The organism is Thiothrix lacustris DSM 21227, from assembly GCF_000621325.1.
In the GTDB taxonomy this organism is placed as follows: domain Bacteria; phylum Pseudomonadota; class Gammaproteobacteria; order Thiotrichales; family Thiotrichaceae; genus Thiothrix; species Thiothrix lacustris.
The window spans coordinates 47,073-64,169 of sequence record NZ_JHYQ01000028.1 but is presented as its reverse complement, the minus strand read 5'-3'; the positions used below and the strand labels follow the sequence as shown (position 1 = coordinate 64,169).

Below are 17,097 nucleotides of genomic sequence, written 5' to 3'. Positions count from 1 at the left end.
GTCACCGGAAATCGCAATGAACAGCATATTTTCACGGCACGCTGATTCGATTTTGCGGCTACTGATAATGCCACGGCTGTAAGCTAACAGGATGATTTTGAGTAACACCGCTGGGTCAAAAGCGGCTGCACCTTGCACATCATTCTTATAACGTTGGTGGAAGTCTTCAAGGTCGAGTTCCTTATCCACCAAATGACGTAGCGCGTATTCAAACGTACCGGGCAGGATTTGCCGGTCAAAGTCCACAGCCAACAGTTTTACGCCTTGATGGATCGGTTTGTAGCGTGCCATGCCTGCCTACTCATTCTGGTGCTTGTGATGCTTGATTATCCCACAAAATGGCGGTTCGGAGGGTTTTTCTACAGCCTCAACGTCCAGCATGACGGGCGCGGCGCGGTGTGAATTGTGCAAAGTCGCGGGCTGTCCCCGCGTATCAATGAATCTTTGGTGAACGAAGTTAGGCTGCCATTTTCATGGGTATAACTGGATAAAGTCCCTTTTCTTTGGCTTCAAGTATAACAATCTGCACGATATTGTTATCTTTATCGTAGCTGACGTTGATGTTCCAGCCTTGCGAGACTTCCCGAACAATCGGGTTATTGCTAAACCGCTGAACTAGGATGTCATCGTCTTCATAGTATTTAATGTTCATCGCTTAACTCCCAGTTGATCATGACAGTTTTGATGATCAAATTGTTACGCTCAATCGCGGCGGCACACAGCATATTGTCTTCACGGTTAGGGTATGCCTTATAAATCCACAAATGCTGCTCATCTTTGTACTTCACATCACCCGATTCTATCAGGTCAGTAAGTGTCTTCTCGTCTATCTGCCGTTCAGCCATCTGTTCTGTTGCATGATGGGTGAGTATGACTGGCTTGTTGAAACGCTTGCTGATCATCTAGGTGGCTTCTGTTGTGTTACCTGCCTAGTTTCGCCTTACAGGTAAGGATCGTCAAGCATTCCCGAGCCTCAGCGAGCCGCCCCAATGCTCTAAATTCAGGCTTTGAATCAAGCACGGCATTTCCCGCGTTAGCGCATGATGAAATAATCTTCATTCGGTCTGTCAGTTTTGGATAATCATATTTGTCATTTGAGAAGCCAACGCTTCACATCACCGGCAGCAAAAAGGGGTGCGGGTGTAGCGGAAGCCGCGCCGCTTTTTGCTGTCCGAGTGAATGTGATTGTTAGGTGATTTCATAACAGCGTTTGCTGGCTTACCATAATAGAATCGCTATTTAACGAGCCTTGTGCGAAATTAAATATTTTTTCAAGAGTTTTTATACCTATCCCCTTTACCCTGCCAAGTTGGTTTAGCTGACGAATGTCTTGTGACTGCATCGCATTTAATACTTTAGCCACATAATCTTTCCTGAGCTTTGTTGATTGCGATATATATTCAACATCTTGAGTTAGTAACCATTTTTTTGTCGCCTCATATAAGTCATCATTTGCACTTGATGAATAACGATATACTTCAATTTCTATATCCAATGGCTCAAGGTAGTGCTGAATTATAGAAAGGCTTTCTTCCTGAGGTATTCCACCTTTATCCGCGCCAAGCAAAGGGAATGCAATTGACACGATGCCCCTTTCTTTATATGTAGACACAAATTTTTTAAGCCCAGAATGTAAATACTCTTTTTTTGACGGAAACTTCCAATGTTTTTTTGTTGGAAAGTTCAAAATCCACTTTTCTGATGACTTATAAATCCATAACTTCCCAATATCAATCTGATTTTTATCGCACAGTTCGATGTACCTTTCATGCATATCTGGATATCTCAAACGGCACTCCAATGCTATACCCGCCCCCATAACACCAACACAGTTAATTGTGTTAACTATCGTTTGGCAATTGGTCGTAAAAATATTACCTGTAATTACTTTTAGGCTCATAACATTCCTCAAAAAGGTATATCATCATCGAACGATGAATCTTTTGATGTTGCGTCTGAAAAACACCTTCCAAAAAACAGATTTTCTGAAATTTCAACTGGAACTCCAAGCTGAGACAAATACTTATAAGCCGAACTTGAACAACAATGCAGTTTGGTAATATGTTTTCGTTCAATCCTTGGGTAAATTAATACTTCACTACATCTTTTTCTTTTTCCGTCAGGAAAGTCATTCCAATATGATGCATTTAAAACATCCCATGGAAGTTTCTCTAAATCATTTGTCTCGTTATAAAAATGGGTGTTACGTGCAGCCGCATTACCATCAGTAAAAATGAAGTTATGATCCAACAACGCAGATAATGATATTTCAATTAAGCACAAATCATTTTGTATATTGCGCCTCACATAAAGCATCGGATTTTTAATGTTTATATAAGTTGGTGCATATTCATGTAATTTTCTGCCATAAATCGGATCTTCTTGCTCCCTCAATCTTTGAACGCCATGATCTGAAATATCCATAGGATTCTTGATTTCATATGCAGTTTTATTGCTAAGTATCCCTGATCTTAAAATTTCTCTGACATTATTTTTATGGGTCATGTGCCAAACCGATACGACTCCATATTGATTAAATTCGTTCGATATATCTGAGTATGAATCATCTTTAAGCCAAGGCGGTACTTCGTCCCAAGGCGGTACTTCGTCCCAAGGCGGTACTTCGTCCCAAGGCGGTACTTCGTCCCAAGGCGGCGGCTCCTCATCAACTGTCTGTCGTACAGGCGGCAAAGAAAGTTTGGCACGTTCCCGGCGCGATCTACACAACACCGTCTGTCGTACAGGCGGCAAAGAAACAGAAACATCTGGACGACTAACTTTTGTTTTTTTATTTGATGCTCCATCGACTTCAATCTCGAGTTTTTTTAATAAATCGTCTAAAGACTCCCTATTCGCCTTCTGAAGGCCTTCCTTTTTCTTGGAGTTTCTTGTCGTTGCAGAGTCATTTGTTGATTTAGATGAACCACCTGATAGAGTCCCAATTAGCCACAAAATAAAAAGCCCAACAATCCATTCCATCGTTCACCTCTGTTCTTGCGTCACCTAACGTTAAAGCATTTTATGCCGTGTGCGGCAGCACTGGGCATAAATGCCTTGTTGGACGGAACCGCGTGCTACGGAGTCCGACACCTTATCTATAAGAGGATTGCTTTTTCTGCCCATCGCCCCGCCAGCCCCTGTTTCCTGATGATTCCCCACCAACCGTTGCCTACCCATTGCCGTCCTGCCTGTTTCCGCCCTGATTGTGGTCAAACATAGCACAGGGTTCTTGGTGTTTCGAGCCATTTTTCCATCGGGCGCAACAGCCATATGTGACAGTTCGGGACTGTCTATTTTTCCTTGCCAAGCTCACTCATCCCCCGCCAAGGTCATCACTTTCTGCTGCCCATCGCGGTAATCGTGGTAGTGGAAGCTGACCGTTTCCTAGGTGATGTCCAGCAGGCGGGATTCGCTGATGGCAATCTTGCGGGTGTAGCGTGCCGGGCTTCGACTACGCGCAGCCCTCGGTTTGTCCCTTGAACGCTACCGCCCTGATCCGTAACGACCAAGAACTCGATGAGCTGTCGTTTTCTTCTGGCTGATGGCGGTAATTTATACTAAATCATGGCCTATTACAAAAAATCATGATGGCTAAATGAACACAAATCCAACCATTTTCAGGGTATCTTATGCACCTGATTTGGCTTTGGCAGATGTGTAATGCTCGAATTTTGGAACACTATCCTTTTTTCCCTGTCGGTCACAGGGCCGATTTTTATCCTGTTGGCCTTGGGTGCGTGGTTGGCGCGGCGTCGCTCCGTCAACGATGCCTTTGTGGAAGCAGGTTCACGACTGGTGTTTAACTGGGCGTTGCCTGCCTTGCTGTTTGTCAGTATCGCGAAAAACCACATCGACGCGACCACCAATTTCCACCTGATCGCCTATGGCTTGGTGGCGATGAGCATCCTGTTTGTATTGACGGAAATCATGGCGCATTTCACGGTAAACCCGCCAGAAGACCGGGGCGTGGTGGTGCAGGGGATTTTTCGTTCCAATATGGCAATTATCGGGCTGGCGTATTGCGTGAATGCCTATGGCGATGTCGCGCTGGTGGCAGCGTCCTTGTACGTGGGGATTTTGAGCATTCTGTTCAATATTCTGGGGGTGATCACCCTGAGCCGTTCCTTGCATAAACAGCAGGGAATTGGCGGCATCCTACGTAATATCGCTACCAACCCGCTGATTATTGGCATTGTGTTGGCCTTGCCGTTTGCCTGGTGGGATGTGCGCCCGCCTGAGCTGCTGATGAAGGCGGGGGAAACGCTGGCGGATATGGCTTTGCCGCTGGCGCTGTTGTGTACCGGCGCATCGCTCGATTTCCATACGCTGAAACAGGAAATGAGCAAAACGCTGTTGGCAACCTTCAGCAAGCTGGTGCTGATCCCCTTGCTGTTTACCGCTGGCGGCTTCTGGATGGGTTTTCGCGGGATGGATTTGGGTATTTTAATGCTGATGTCTTCCGCACCCACCGCCGCCGCCAGTTACGTGATGGCGCGGGCGATGGGCGGCAATGCCACACTGGCAGCCAATACCGTGGTGTTGACGACCTTGGGTTCCTTGTTCACCACCAGTCTGGGCGTGGTCATTTTGCAGGGCGGCGGCTGGATGTGAGCAGTCACAGGTGACAGGCCGGGCCTTGCACCTGTTGGCGGAGCTTTTCCACATCCGCATTCTGGATAAACGCAGGAATATTGCTGAACACGCTGTGATAACCAAACTCACCCAGTTGCATTTCATCAATCGCCTGTTGTTTGCTCCAGCCCTGACACACCACGCGGTACAGGGCGACCACCAGCCCGGTACGGTCAGAGCCGTGCAAGCAATGCACCAGCACCGGCTCTTTAGCATTGGCAATCACCTGCAAGGCGTTGACAACTCGCACCGGGTTGATGCCGCTGGCAAACAGCGGGGCATTGTGCACGGTTAACGCCATGTCCGCGCTCGGCAGATCCTTGTGGTAGAGGCGCAAATCCAGCACTTCGCCAATGCCATGCTGTTTTAGCTCGCCGAAACCTTCCGCATCGGGCTGCGAGGAACGGTACAGCATTGGGCTAACCTGATAGAAATTTTCCAGCTTGCTATCGTTAATGGGCGTTGCCCAAGTCGCCGGACGGGCATCAGCAAACGCCAAGCCCGGCAACAACAATACCCACAACCCATACATCTTCAACACGTCTATTACCTCCGCTATTTTCAGGGTGCGTTATACTCTGACCGTCATTTCCCAATCAATACACAATCCTATGCCTACAAAAATTTTACCCATTGTTGATTGCCGCCATCTTACGGCTTTTTGTGAAGGGCATCATCAGAATGCTTGTTCGCTACCCGCTGCTGAATTGCCAGAACGGATGCACGAACTGCCGAAAACCTCCGAACCCATTATCCTGTATGGCGATACCGTCACGTTGCTGGAAGCCAGTGCTTTTTTGCAGGGTAAAGGCTATCAGGTGGTGCAGCAAATCGAGTGGACGCCGAGCGTGCAAGCCGCGTTGCAGGCAACAGGTGAGTTGGCAAGGGGGGCACATTCCCAACGTTTGTGGCAGCCTGCGCCGCTGATCGCTCGTTTTGTGGCAGAGCTTGCCCCGGCACACGGTATTACGCCGGGTACGGGGCTGGATATTGGCTGCGGGGCAGGGCGGGATATGGTGTACCTTGCTATGCACGGCTGGCAGATGTGTGGCATCGACTACATTCCCGCTGCGTTACAACGTGCCCAGAATCTGGCCGTTCGCCATCAGGTGGGTATCCAAACGGAGTGCCTGAACTTGGAAACCGGTAGTGACCCGTTCAGTGCTTATGCGAGTGGGCAATTCGAGCTGATTAACGTGGCGCGTTACCTGCACCGCCCTCTGTTTCCGTGGATGAAACGCTTGTTGAAACCCGGTGGCGTCCTAATTTACCAGACTTTCATGCAGGGTTCGGAACAGTTCGGTAGCCCGCGTAACCCCAATTTCTTGCTGAAGCCGGGGGAGTTGGCGCAGGTGTTTGCCGGGGCTGAAATCCTGCTGGATGCGGTGGAAACACTGGACGATGGGCGTCCAGTGTCAGCTTTTATTGCGCGTCTGTAGCACGATAGCCGTTATCAGCGGTTATTCAGGCCATCTTTGATGCTATCCAAGGGTAATTCCATTAGATTGGGTACATCAGGTGTGAAGGTGTTGTTAGTATCGTTGGTAGGGGCTGCGGGTACTTCAAAGGTCACTGTATCCGGCGCTGCGGGTACGAACGTTGGCGCTGGTGGCGGGGTGTCGAGCCTGACAGGGGGTAATTCGATGCTATTGGATAGCACTGGTGTACTTTGAACCGGGATATCGGCGGGAATATTGATTTCGAGCGGTGCGGGATCTGATTGCGCCGCCGTTTCGGCAGCTTCAGGGTTTTCTGTTTCTTGGCGTGGCGTTGCGGTAATCCCTTGTGGTATTGGCGCGGGTTTTATTTCAGTCGGGCGCGTTGCGGTAATTCCTTGTGGTATTGCGGTGGATGTTGGCGTTGCTTCTGGTTTACTCGCCGGGGTTTCTGCTTCTGAAGTGGGTTCATCTTTCGTGGATTCGATACCCATGGCTAAGGTTTCACGGTAACGTTTTTCTAGGGATATTTGCTCTTCTACCTGATCGTCTAGTTTGTATTTGCCAATCAGACCCTGGCTGTCATCCAAGAGTGAACGCGCTTTTTCTGTATCATGTTTTTGCAGCATGGCGCGTGTTTCTTCTTGTTGAAGGGTGACAACTTTCTCCAGCAGCTTTAGTGCCTCTGGGTGTTCGGGCGTTTTTTCTAATAATGTACTTAAGTATGCAACGGCACTTTCACTGCGTTCATCGCTGGTATTGATGTTGCCATAGTTGATGGCACGCTGGGCGCGTTCGATATATTGTTCGGCATTGTCGCTAGTGTTTGCGGTGTCGCTAGTGCTTGCGCTGGTGGTCGGTGTTGTCGGGGTATCCGTTGGGGTGGTGGTTGTGCCAGTGGATGATTCTTCTGACAGTGCTTGCTTGCGTTGTTCTTGTTTGACATCGCTTTCAAGGCTCACTTGGCGTTTGAGGCTGTCCGCTAGCGTGAATTCGGAGATGAGCTGGTCCGTGGTTAATAGCAATTTATTCGCTTCTTCGAGTTTGTTGGCGGCCAACAGTGATTCAACTTCGGTGTGTTGGTCGTCTATCAATTGTGCTAGCAGTTTTTGTGTCTTGATGTTGTCTGATTCTAGGGCACGAGCTTTGCGTAAGTAGTCGATAGCAGCGGGGTATTCTGGGTCAGTACTGAAGAGGTTGCCTTTGCGTATGGCATCAGCAGCATTGTCTTGAAGCGTTAATAAGTCATTTTCACTGGCCAACTTGATTTGGGCAGAGGCTGCAATATCTTGACGCTCGGCGGCAGCACGTGCAGCCGTTTCTGTGGCCAGTTTATCAGCTTGGGCTTGTGCTTGGGCACTTTCTTGGTCAAGAGCGGGTGGGATATTGGCTTCGCCAATTAATGACGCAGACGTGTCTTCCTGGCGGGCAGTCTCGCCCTTATTTGGCTGAGTTGGGGCTGGGTTGGATAGTTGTGTTTCGACGGGTTTGGGTGGGGTATTACCATGATGGGATAATAAGGTGTAGGTAGTCATGGCAACGGCTCCCGCTGCTACTAAGGATGCAATGGGTAGTATGAGTTTTTTTTGTTGTTTACGTTGCAGGGTGCGTAGTAATGCTGTTGGGTTTTTAGGGCGTTCGTCCCGTTTTAGGCTTAGTCCTTGACGTAATGCATTCCAGGTGTCAGGGCGAAGTTTACGGATACTGCCAGGGAAAACGTTGCGGATAGCCGCTTCGAGTGTGCTGTGTTTTCCGAAGGGGGGTTCGCCTTGAAACATATGATAGGCAATGCAGGCAATCGAAAAGGTATCGTCAGTGGCCGTGGGGGTGTCGCCAAGCAGTGCCTCTGGGCTGATATAGCCTGAGCGTAAGGGCTGATTTGAGCGATCATTGGCGCTGTTGTTATACGTCACCCGTAAAGCGGCGGCGACAGGTGCGGTGAGGAGGCAGGGTAGTTTGTCACCTAGTAAGATGGCATTGGGTTCCAGATAACCAAAAATGCCACTAGGACGTTGATTGGCGAGTGTGTTGTTGATGCTATCAAGCAGCTCCATCGCTTCAGGGATTGGCATTCCCCGTTCATCAAGTTCTGCTAGGCGTTCAGAGAGTAACATGCCACCGATATTACGCATGACCATCCATCGAGTACCATCGGTTGTGGTGCCATCGTCAATGACGTGAGGCATTCCTGCGATGGGTTTCTGATAGGTTGGTAGTATGTGTCCAAACGCTTGTTCAAAAGCAGGGTTATTGGCCAGAGCAGGTAATAACGTGAATACCAACACGTTAGTTTGCTCGTTGCTTTGCGGCATTTGCTTTTGATCTTGTGCCCAATAGAGTTTGCCAAGTGCGGTATCTGCCATGCAACGACGCAAGGCGTAGCGTTCCTGAAGAATTGGCAAGTTCTGCACTGGGTTGGGTTCTCTAGTCGGTCGATTTGAAAATGGCATAGTGGCAAGGCTCCCGCGAATTACCGCCGGTGGTCATTAAAGTAAAATGCAGTGATTATAGAGGATTACTGGGTTTTGAACACGCCTTCATCGCTTAGGTTGCCAGCGGAAGTGTCGTAAATTGATTTTGCCATTGGCCTCGAACACAATGCCTTCTGCTTCTAGTAAATGGCGTTGCTGTAGTTCACCACCCGGAAATGTTTTCCCTAAGCTGATCTTGCCTTGTGCATTGATGACGCGTTGCCAGGGGATGTCTGATAGTGGTGGTAGGGCGTGCAGGGCATACCCTACTAATCGGGCATGACCGGGTAGGTCAGCCAGTATGGCTATATCGCCGTAAGTGGCGACATAGCCTGTTGGAATTTGCTTCACGATGCTGTAAATGCGTTGATATTTTGTCAGGCTGTAGCCTCCACAGGTTCTGATTTTTCTATGGCGTGCACTAGATGAGGGATTTGTGAAAGAGCGGGTGCTCCATCCATCAGTAAAGCAATCGGCATAACTTCGAAGATTTCTTCAGGGCTTGCGCCAAATTCTCGGGCAGCTTTGACGTGTAGGTCGATCAGGTATGAATCTTGTTGCACTAATGCAATGCCTAAACCGACAAGTTCACGGCAACGGCGGTCGATACAGCCTTTGCTGAGGGAGAATTCACGCCAAGAATCTATCCATGCTTTCCATAATTCCGTGTGGTGATGCTCTGGGCTGGCTTGTACATAGAGTGCTACACGGCGTACTTGTAGCATTTCAGTATCACTTGCGCCCAGTTTAATGGCCGCTGCCGTGTGGATTTCGATGCAGCGGTGACAGCCTTTCGCTAGTGCAATTCCTAAGGTAATCAATTCTTTGTGTTTTCGATCAAGCACACCTTTTTTGGTGCTTTCTTGGGAAAGTTCACTGATTATTTCTAGGAACTCACCTAGTCCATAGGTGCGTGCTCTTTTCAGGGATTCCATGAAGTCGGTGTCTATCATTGTCATTTACTCATTTATGTTGCAGTGCAACCAAATTTTACCACAAACTGTTGCTTGGGCATTGTGTAAATAGGCTAAAGGTTAATTTGCGTGAATGTGAAAAAAAATTGAAATTTTTCTTGACGAGTTATAACCAAATTAGCATAATGTGCACCTCGCTACAGCGCATCCGTAGCTCAGTTGGATAGAGTACCTGGCTACGAACCAGGTGGTCGGAGGTTCGAATCCTTCCGGATGCGCCATATATCAAAGGGTTGACCATGTGTCAGCCCTTTTTTTTATCTTTTATTTTTTACTCTCGTCTGTCTGTCTATTTTGGTTGAACGTTGCTAATATGCTTGGCTTATGGGTTCATCAATAAATATACAAAAAGATGCTATGAGAACAGAAAGCACAAATCTCTATCAAGGTGACGCCTTCGTCACTCGCTATATCGTCTATATCTTAACGTTTCTATTGGTTATTGGCTCAACTTTAGTATTTTGGCTTAGCTATCAGACAAGCCGTTCAGTCAATGAAGAAATTGCAGTTTATGAGGCGAGTCAATTTACATCGTCCGTAGCGCGTTTTCGCACTTTTTACTCCGAGCAGTTTGTACCGCGTGTTAAGAAAGGTGGTCTATCTGTTACACATGATTACTTATCTAGTGATAATGCAGTGCCGCTTCCAGCGACGATGATGATTGATTTTTCTAAATTTCTCACGGATAGCAAAGATAGTAACTATAAGGTGCGTTTTTACAGCGATTATCCGTTCCCATGGCGTGAGGGTAAGGATGGGGGGGCTAAGGATGATTTTGAGCGTTGGGCGCTTCAGGAGTTGCGAAAAAATCCTGAAAAAGCAGTTTGGCGTTTTGAAGGTGAGGATGGTGCACAAGTGTTACGTTATGCTCGTGCTGATCGTTTAGGTGAAAGTTGTGTCAATTGCCACAATACTTATCCGGGTACACCTAAAGCAGATTGGAAAGTAGGCGATGTCCGTGGTGTTTTAGAGGTAAGCCGCCCTATCAGTGGTTTTGAAAAGGCTACTAAAGCAGCACTGATGGAGTCATTCATGATGCTATTTGGTTTGGGCATTTCTATGCTGTTCGTGCTGGTATTGGCATTACGAGGTTTACGTGCTTCTTTAAAAGCATCACGGGCTTCCGCTGAGTCTGCACGCGTCGCTAATCGAAAACTTATGTTGGGGATCGAGGAGCGCGAAAAGTTGGCCGAGGAACTCAATATTAGTCAGATCAAAAGTCGTACGATTGTGGACTCTGTATTAGATGCGATTATAGTGATTAACGCTGAAGGCATTATCATTGAAGCTAATGAATCCGTTTACTCAGTGCTAGGGTATACGCAAGCGGAGTTGTTAGGGGAAAACGTCAATATATTGATGCAGGCTGAGCATCATGCCAATCACGATGGCTATCTACAGCGTTATTTACAGACAAATGAACCCCATATTATTGGCAAACCTCGTCAATTAATGGCACGGCGTAAAGGTGGTGCTGAACTTCCCATTGACTTGTCGGTAAGTGAAGCCCGCTTTGGTGATAGTGTGGTATTTACTGGGATTATTCGTGATATTAGCCATCGTATTGTTGCCCAGAAAGAATTAGCCGCAGCGCGAGATGCTGCGTTGGAGTCTGCTCGTCTTAAATCTGAATTTCTTGCCAATATGAGTCATGAAATTCGCACGCCTATGAATGGGGTGATTGGTATGACGGGATTGTTGTTGGATAGTCAGTTGAGTCGCGAACAGCGTGAGCAAGTCCTCACGGTACAGCAAAGTTCTGAATCGCTGTTGCGTATTATTAATGATATTCTAGATTTTTCAAAAATTGAAGCAGGTAAGTTATCAATCAGTAATAGTCGTTTTGAGTTGTTACCAGTGATTGAAGGTGTACTGGATTTATTGGCGGAAAATGCCCACGCCAAAGGGATCGAGTTGGCCTTCTTCATTGAAAAGGATGTGCCTTTTGCTATTGTTAGTGATTCGATTCGATTACGTCAGATTCTGATCAATCTGATGAACAATGCAATTAAATTTACGGATAGGGGTTATGTCATCCTCATTATCAGTGTGCAAGGTGATCTTTGGAAACAAGAGGGTGATAAACAAGGCTTGCGCTTTGAGGTACTTGATACGGGTTGTGGTATTCCTGACGAAGCACAAGGAAAATTATTTTCGGCATTTTCACAGGTGGATGGTTCTGTTACTCGTCAATACGGGGGTACTGGTTTAGGTTTGGCCATTTGCAAGCAATTAGCTCAGTTGATGGATGGGGATATTGGTTTATTAAGTAAAATTGGGACTGGCTCGAGTTTCTGGGTGACGATTAAGGTGGAAGTTGCTACAGGGCAGCAAACACTTAACTTGTTATCAAATATTACATCTGTATTGATGTTAGGGGCTAAACCATTGTTGAATGCGTATTATGATAAGCAGATTAAACAGTGGGGTATGGAGCCGGTAACGGTTGATACACTCAATAATTTGCTACTAACATTGGAGAGAAATAGTCATTACGATGTCATCATGTTAGATGCTGATATGTTCTACTATAAGCCAGATCATCCATTAAGTATTATTCCAGTTATTAAAACCGTGCGTGAATATACGAGTGCATCTCTGATTATTTATGGCAGTGCCAAACACACTGCTTTATTAGAAGCAATGCGTTTGGATCAGAATGTCAAACTATTAAGTAAGCCTATTAAACATTCGGTTATTCGGAAATATTTGAGCCGTCAGCACGTACCGGTTAATCCACTGAACCCTGAGGCAACTCCAGAGCCTCACGTGAATTTATCACCTTCACCTTCTATTCAGTCAAAGGGAGGTGTTCGTATTTTGCTGACAGAAGATCATGTCGTGAATCAGAAAGTGGCATTAGCTCTGTTGAAAAAACTGGGTTATACCTATGTTGATTGTGCTATCAATGGTGAGGAAGCTCTCAAAGCGGTGCAACAGCAAACCTATGATCTGGTATTGATGGATTGCCAGATGCCAGTTATGGACGGTTATGAGGCAACCCGCAAGATTCGTCAACTGGAAGATGAGCGTTATCAGGTGTTACCTATTGTCGCGCTGACAGCACATACCATGAAAGGTGACGACGAAAAGTGTTATGAAGCGGGCATGAGTGATTACTTATCTAAACCAGTTCGCGTGGATGAGCTAGAGAGCAAGTTGCAAAAATGGTTGAAGGTGGCGCATCGTCAAACCGTTGAGGCATGATAGTTGTTAGACGTTTACTGCAAAAATTCGCCGCTTTGGTGTTGCCACATGTCGTAATATTTGCCGCGTAACGCTAGCAATTCGTTGTGTGTTCCTTGCTCAATGATTTGCCCATTTTCGAGTACGATGATCCTGTCCATACGTAGGATGGTGGCGAGGCGGTGCGCAATCACTATCGCGGTTTTGTGCTCAATGAGCTCGAAAATGGCTACCTGAATTTGTTGCTCGGTGAGGGAATCTAGCGCACTGGTGGCTTCATCGAGTACCACGATCGGCGCATGGTCGAGGAAGGCGCGTGCAATGGCTATGCGTTGTTTTTCACCGCCTGAGAGTTTTACGCCGCGTTCCCCTACCATGGTGTCGAAGCCTTGCGGTAATTTTTCGATGAAATCCAGCGCCCGTGCTTTATATGCTACATCACGCAGTTGTTGGTCATCAACCTGTCTGCCCAGCGCGATATTGTCACGGATACTGCGGTGAAATAGGTCAGGCTGTTGTGGAACCAGAGAAAGCTGTTGCCGTAAAGACGCGAGCTTGAAATCCAGCGCATCTATGCCATCGAAGAGGATTTTGCCTTGCTGTGGCTCAACAAAGCGGAAAAGCAATTTTGTCAGTGAGGTTTTACCCGACCCAGAATGCCCTACTAGCGCAACTTTTTCCCCCGCCTTGATGTGTAAATTGAAATTCTCAAATAATCCCATCCCCTGATGGCTAGTCTCTGTCGAAGCATAGGCAAACCCAAGGTGCTCGAAACGGATATCACCGTGAGTAATCGTATGCATTTGACCTGCGTGTTCTTCTTCCAGATCCGTTTGACGGAAGACTTCTGCCATTTCCCGCGCATCGGCCAGTACACTGAAAAAACGCCTGAAATTCATTCCGAAATCCCACAAGTGTCGGATCAGGATCAGCAATACGGTTTGGAATAGTACAAATTCGCCAATCTCGAAGGCGCCATTTTTCCATTCACCAATCATCCAATACAGCAGCAGTAGTTCAATACTGAAGACCAACAAGCCTTGTACGGCAAAGGATACGAAGGTGAGTAGCCAAGCCACATTGCGCTTGCGGTAAGATTCATCTGCCAAATTGCTGATATTGGTGCGTTCTTGTTGTTCCAGCGCGAAACTTTTGACGATGGCAATATTACTGATGCCATCGGCATACGCGCCGCCGAGTTTGGAGTCCATTTCCGCCACTCGCAGGTCGAATTTTAGTTTCCACACCAGATAGCCACCGCTCCAGCCTAGAAAAATAGCCACCCAGATAAGGAAGTACAGCGCAAAGCGAGGTTGCTGCTGGTAAAAAATCACAAAGGCGATGCTGATTTGTAGCAAGTTGCCATAGCACTGGAAAATCAGCCAATCGATAATGGTTTCAAACGCTTTGATGAAACGATTGGCCTGTTTGACTAAGCTGCCAGCGAAATTATTCTCAAAAAAGTGATGACGCTGTTTGACGAGAACATCGAAGCAGCGTTTGTCGAGTTTGTTCAAACCCCAGCTTTGGAACATGATCATGCCCAGTTCCAGCGCCCGCCAGCTTAGCCATATAATCCCATAGGTTATGGCAATGTAGGTGAGGTTTTGCAGTAATAGCTCGTGACTGTTTGGGGTAAACGGTTTGGATAAGCCGTTGGCAAGTTCCTTGTAAAATAAGGGAACAAGCAATTCCAGCCCCGCACCCCCTGAGATGCCCAGCACAACGATGACAAACCAGCCCCATTTCTGACGAATAATGGCGCCATATTCACGAAAGATAATATCCATGTGCGGATGTTAGCAGATGGTTCAAGTATAGTGATTATCTTTTGCCTCTGCTGCTTTGGTGTAGGCTTCAATTTCGTAAGGGTTATCCCAATATAAACTACCGCCGCGTTGCCGTGCTTTGATACCAGCCAGCAGGTAAACCAGTGGAAAGAGAAATCCCCAGCGTTCAAATTGCGCGACATGTACCCGTTCATGTATACGGCTGTTGCGTAAGTGTTCTGGCGAGATGCCTGCCACGATATGCCCTAAGGTAATGGCATTGACTGAACCTAGAAAGGGGATGCCACGATTGAGCCTATTGCCCACCCAGCCACCCCAGATTTCGAGAACACCTGTATGCAGGTTGTAGCCTCCCCCCGTCAATTTTGCCAGCAAAGCCAAAGGTAGGCAGAGCGCTGTGATGGGGGCTACCCACAAGTAAAGAAGCCATTGCCACCAGAATGAATTTTTTTTCACTGTTTGTTTCCATTAATTCTGTGTAAGAACTTAACCCTTACCGTGTGTGTAGGGGCAGAAAGCCGTATACTTAGTTAAAACAACTTAAGTAAATTGTAGGAAATTACGTGGAAGAACACGATCTATTGCGCAGTATTTTACTGTTGTTGGTGATGTCTGTTGGTGCTGTCGCCGCTTTTCGCACCTTGCGTTTGCCGCCTATCCTTGGCTATTTGTTAGTCGGGGCAGTGATGGGGACGAATGGGGTGCAATTTATCCCAGAAAGTGAGGGCTTAGCCTTTATGGGGGAGGTCGGCATGGTCTTCTTGCTCTTTGCGATTGGGCTGGAGTTTTCGCTGAAGCAGTTCATGGCCATGCGCAATACCATTATTGGTTTGGGTGGGTTGCAGGTGGTGATTTCCACGTTGTCGGGCATGGCGATCCTTTCTTATTTTGGTTCATCGTGGGAGAGCGCTTTGGTGGCGGGTGGGGCGATGGCGATGTCTTCTACCGCTATTGTCGTCAAGCAATTGAATGATCAGGCTGAAATGCGTGCCCCTCATGGTCAATCGGCTTTGGGTATCTTGTTGTTTCAGGATATTGCTGTAGTGCCTTTTTTGGTGGTTATTCCATTGTTGGCGGCCAGCGGTGGCAATGAGATTGGTAATACCAGCGAATTTTTATTCAAAGTGTCGTCTTATGCCTTGCTGTTCTTTGTGACATTGCTGGTCGGGCACTATACGTTGCGGCCACTGTTTCAGTACATCGCTCGCGCAGAATCCCTAGAATTATTCAATATTACGGTGCTCTTGGTGGCATTGACGGCGGCGTGGATTACGCAGTCTTTGGGCTTGTCTCTGGCTTTAGGGGCTTTTCTAGCTGGGATGTTGTTGAGCGAAACCGAGTATAAACATCAAATCGAGAGTGAGATACGCCCGTTTCGGGATATTTTAATGGGGCTTTTCTTTATCACCGTCGGGACTAAGTTAGACATTGAGATCTTGTCTTCCTTATGGCTGCCCGTGTTGCTGCTGGTATTAGGTCTGACGGTAGGCAAAGGCTTGTTGATAGGTTTGTTGACACGATTGTTCTCTGACAGTAATGGCTCATCCTTGCGGACTGGTTTGGTGCTAGGGCAGGGAGGAGAGTTCGGATTCGCATTGCTAGCATTGGCGTTAAATAATAACGTGATGTCCAATGGTGAGGCTCAGACAACCTTGGCGGCTATTGTTATTAGTATGGCTATTTCACCGTTGATTATCCGTTACAACGAGAAGATCACCACGATATTGTTGGCGGATACTTATACGCATCAACAGTTTAAGGATGCGGCTGAAGTCAGCGTGGCCGTCAATGAAGTGAGTGATCATGTTATTTTGTGTGGCTATCGGCGTATGGGACAAAATATTGCCCATTTCTTAAAGGAGCAAGGCGTTCCTTATCTTGCGCTTGATCTTGATCCTAGTATCGTGGAAAAGACCTGGGAAGCCGGTGACCCAGTGCATTACGCAGATGCTACACGCCCTGAAATTCTGATTGCGGCAGGTTTGCTTCGCGCCAGAATGGTGGTGATTACTGTGGTGGATATTGAGGTTGCTAAACGTATTATCGAGGCTATTCGTTTGAAACGGGTCGACATTCCGGTGTTAGTACGTACCCGTGACGAGCGTCACTTAGAGGCATTGGAACGTTGTGGGGCAACGAGTGTGCTTCCTGAAACACTGGAGGCGACTTTGATGATTACTCAGCGCATTTTTGAGCAATTGGGATTTAGCCCGGATGAAGTGTTTCAGATGACTGAAAAGATTCGTAGTGATAGTTACCGTTCTTTACATAGCTATTACCACGGTGATCAGGATAAGCCTCAGCAAGGTAATAAGGCAGCATTTTTGCATACGTTTACTTTGCAGGAACATGACTTTAGTGTCGGTAAGCGTATTGCTGAGCTGAAATTGGAGCGCTTTGCTGTGAATATCAAGGCACTACGTCGAGGTGAGATTCGGGGGGAACAACCTTCGCCCGATATTTTGTTACAAAGTGGTGATGTGCTGGTACTGGAGGGCGGTAAGGCAGACTGTTTCCGGGAAGTAGAGATTGTGCTGAAATCAGGTGGCAAAACTGCAAAGAATAGCGTTACTGCTGCCACCACTATACAGGATGGTAATGGATAAGT

The 17,097-nt window shown here is 47.2% G+C and carries 15 protein-coding genes, 1 tRNA gene and 1 pseudogene; 5 read left to right on the top strand and 12 right to left on the bottom strand.

Annotated elements, in window-relative coordinates; genetic code table 11:
• The 6 genes and pseudogenes from Q394_RS0113920 to Q394_RS23110 all read right to left on the bottom strand — a co-directional run.
• Positions 1-291 (bottom strand): transposase (locus Q394_RS0113920; protein ID WP_028489804.1); only part of this gene is annotated, 291 nt, incomplete at its 3' end.
• 166 nt (positions 292-457) lie between these two features.
• Complete coding sequence (locus Q394_RS0113915; protein WP_028489803.1) at positions 458-652, bottom strand: DUF2283 domain-containing protein; 195 nt, start codon at positions 650-652, stop codon at positions 458-460.
• Positions 642-902, bottom strand: coding sequence for a DUF4258 domain-containing protein (locus tag Q394_RS0113910; protein WP_028489802.1), 261 nt, complete (start codon positions 900-902; stop codon positions 642-644). The genes Q394_RS0113915 and Q394_RS0113910 overlap by 11 nt, the downstream gene beginning before the upstream one ends.
• A gap of 296 nt (positions 903-1,198) precedes the next feature.
• The gene (locus Q394_RS20455) at positions 1,199-1,900 is read right to left on the bottom strand and encodes a macro domain-containing protein (RefSeq protein WP_051543455.1); all 702 of its coding nucleotides are present in this window, start codon (positions 1,898-1,900) and stop codon (positions 1,199-1,201) included.
• Between the two features lie 8 nt (positions 1,901-1,908).
• On the bottom strand, positions 1,909-2,979 hold the full coding sequence (locus tag Q394_RS22020) for a DUF4433 domain-containing protein (RefSeq protein WP_084260483.1): 1,071 nt from the start codon (positions 2,977-2,979) through the stop codon (positions 1,909-1,911).
• A 333-nt stretch (positions 2,980-3,312) separates the two neighbouring features.
• Positions 3,313-3,441: pseudogene (locus tag Q394_RS23110) on the bottom strand (transposase); the annotation flags it as partial.
• 219 nt (positions 3,442-3,660) lie between these two features.
• Between Q394_RS23110 and Q394_RS0113885 the strand changes: the two are divergent.
• Positions 3,661-4,611, top strand: a complete 951-nt coding sequence (locus tag Q394_RS0113885; RefSeq protein ID WP_028489799.1) for an AEC family transporter — start codon at positions 3,661-3,663, stop codon at positions 4,609-4,611.
• A 4-nt stretch (positions 4,612-4,615) separates the two neighbouring features.
• On the opposite strand, the gene Q394_RS0113880 is transcribed toward Q394_RS0113885, so the two are convergent.
• Entirely contained in the window at positions 4,616-5,164 is a 549-nt protein-coding gene (locus Q394_RS0113880; RefSeq protein ID WP_051543454.1) for a tyrosine-protein phosphatase, read from the bottom strand.
• A gap of 79 nt (positions 5,165-5,243) precedes the next feature.
• On the opposite strand from Q394_RS0113880, the gene Q394_RS0113875 reads away from it, so the two are divergent.
• Positions 5,244-6,071, top strand: a complete 828-nt coding sequence (locus Q394_RS0113875; protein ID WP_028489797.1) for a methyltransferase domain-containing protein — start codon at positions 5,244-5,246, stop codon at positions 6,069-6,071.
• Between the two features lie 14 nt (positions 6,072-6,085).
• Here Q394_RS0113875 and Q394_RS0113870 read toward each other — a convergent pair whose 3' ends face one another.
• The 3 genes from Q394_RS0113870 to Q394_RS0113860 form a co-directional block, all read right to left on the bottom strand.
• Positions 6,086-8,479 (bottom strand): serine/threonine-protein kinase, encoded by a 2,394-nt coding sequence (locus Q394_RS0113870; RefSeq protein ID WP_156946879.1) that lies wholly within the window; start codon positions 8,477-8,479, stop codon positions 6,086-6,088.
• Positions 8,480-8,605: 126 nt separating this feature from the next.
• Positions 8,606-8,902 (bottom strand): MGMT family protein, encoded by a 297-nt coding sequence (locus Q394_RS0113865; protein ID WP_281169652.1) that lies wholly within the window; start codon positions 8,900-8,902, stop codon positions 8,606-8,608.
• A 14-nt stretch (positions 8,903-8,916) separates the two neighbouring features.
• Positions 8,917-9,492: a carboxymuconolactone decarboxylase family protein gene (locus Q394_RS0113860; protein ID WP_245606796.1), complete on the bottom strand. Its 576-nt coding sequence runs from the start codon at positions 9,490-9,492 to the stop codon at positions 8,917-8,919.
• Positions 9,493-9,657: 165 nt separating this feature from the next.
• On the opposite strand from Q394_RS0113860, the gene Q394_RS0113855 reads away from it, so the two are divergent.
• A tRNA-Arg gene (locus tag Q394_RS0113855) sits at positions 9,658-9,734 on the top strand.
• Between the two features lie 103 nt (positions 9,735-9,837).
• On the top strand, positions 9,838-12,720 hold the full coding sequence (locus Q394_RS20450) for a response regulator (protein WP_084260482.1): 2,883 nt from the start codon (positions 9,838-9,840) through the stop codon (positions 12,718-12,720).
• A 14-nt stretch (positions 12,721-12,734) separates the two neighbouring features.
• Here Q394_RS20450 and Q394_RS0113845 read toward each other — a convergent pair whose 3' ends face one another.
• Entirely contained in the window at positions 12,735-14,489 is a 1,755-nt protein-coding gene (locus tag Q394_RS0113845; RefSeq protein WP_028489793.1) for an ABC transporter ATP-binding protein, read from the bottom strand.
• Between the two features lie 21 nt (positions 14,490-14,510).
• The gene (locus Q394_RS0113840; protein WP_028489792.1) at positions 14,511-14,945 is read right to left on the bottom strand and encodes a hypothetical protein; all 435 of its coding nucleotides are present in this window, start codon (positions 14,943-14,945) and stop codon (positions 14,511-14,513) included.
• A 107-nt stretch (positions 14,946-15,052) separates the two neighbouring features.
• On the opposite strand from Q394_RS0113840, the gene Q394_RS0113835 reads away from it, so the two are divergent.
• Complete coding sequence (locus Q394_RS0113835; protein WP_038141597.1) at positions 15,053-17,095, top strand: monovalent cation:proton antiporter family protein; 2,043 nt, start codon at positions 15,053-15,055, stop codon at positions 17,093-17,095.
• Positions 17,096-17,097: the final 2 nt, after the last annotated feature.

What these genes read in the sequence shown, in the direction of transcription:
- Q394_RS0113915 (WP_028489803.1), bottom strand. Translation starts at nt 652, where the DNA reads ATGAACATTAAATACTATGAAGACGATGACATCCTAGTTCAGCGGTTT.
- Q394_RS0113910 (WP_028489802.1), bottom strand. Translation starts at nt 902, where the DNA reads ATGATCAGCAAGCGTTTCAACAAGCCAGTCATACTCACCCATCATGCA.
- Q394_RS20455 (WP_051543455.1), bottom strand. Translation starts at nt 1,900, where the DNA reads ATGAGCCTAAAAGTAATTACAGGTAATATTTTTACGACCAATTGCCAA.
- Q394_RS22020 (WP_084260483.1), bottom strand. Translation starts at nt 2,979, where the DNA reads ATGGAATGGATTGTTGGGCTTTTTATTTTGTGGCTAATTGGGACTCTA.
- Q394_RS0113885 (WP_028489799.1), top strand. Translation starts at nt 3,661, where the DNA reads ATGCTCGAATTTTGGAACACTATCCTTTTTTCCCTGTCGGTCACAGGG.
- Q394_RS0113880 (WP_051543454.1), bottom strand. Translation starts at nt 5,164, where the DNA reads ATGTATGGGTTGTGGGTATTGTTGTTGCCGGGCTTGGCGTTTGCTGAT.
- Q394_RS0113875 (WP_028489797.1), top strand. Translation starts at nt 5,244, where the DNA reads ATGCCTACAAAAATTTTACCCATTGTTGATTGCCGCCATCTTACGGCT.
- Q394_RS0113860 (WP_245606796.1), bottom strand. Translation starts at nt 9,492, where the DNA reads ATGATAGACACCGACTTCATGGAATCCCTGAAAAGAGCACGCACCTAT.
- Q394_RS20450 (WP_084260482.1), top strand. Translation starts at nt 9,838, where the DNA reads ATGGGTTCATCAATAAATATACAAAAAGATGCTATGAGAACAGAAAGC.
- Q394_RS0113845 (WP_028489793.1), bottom strand. Translation starts at nt 14,489, where the DNA reads ATGGATATTATCTTTCGTGAATATGGCGCCATTATTCGTCAGAAATGG.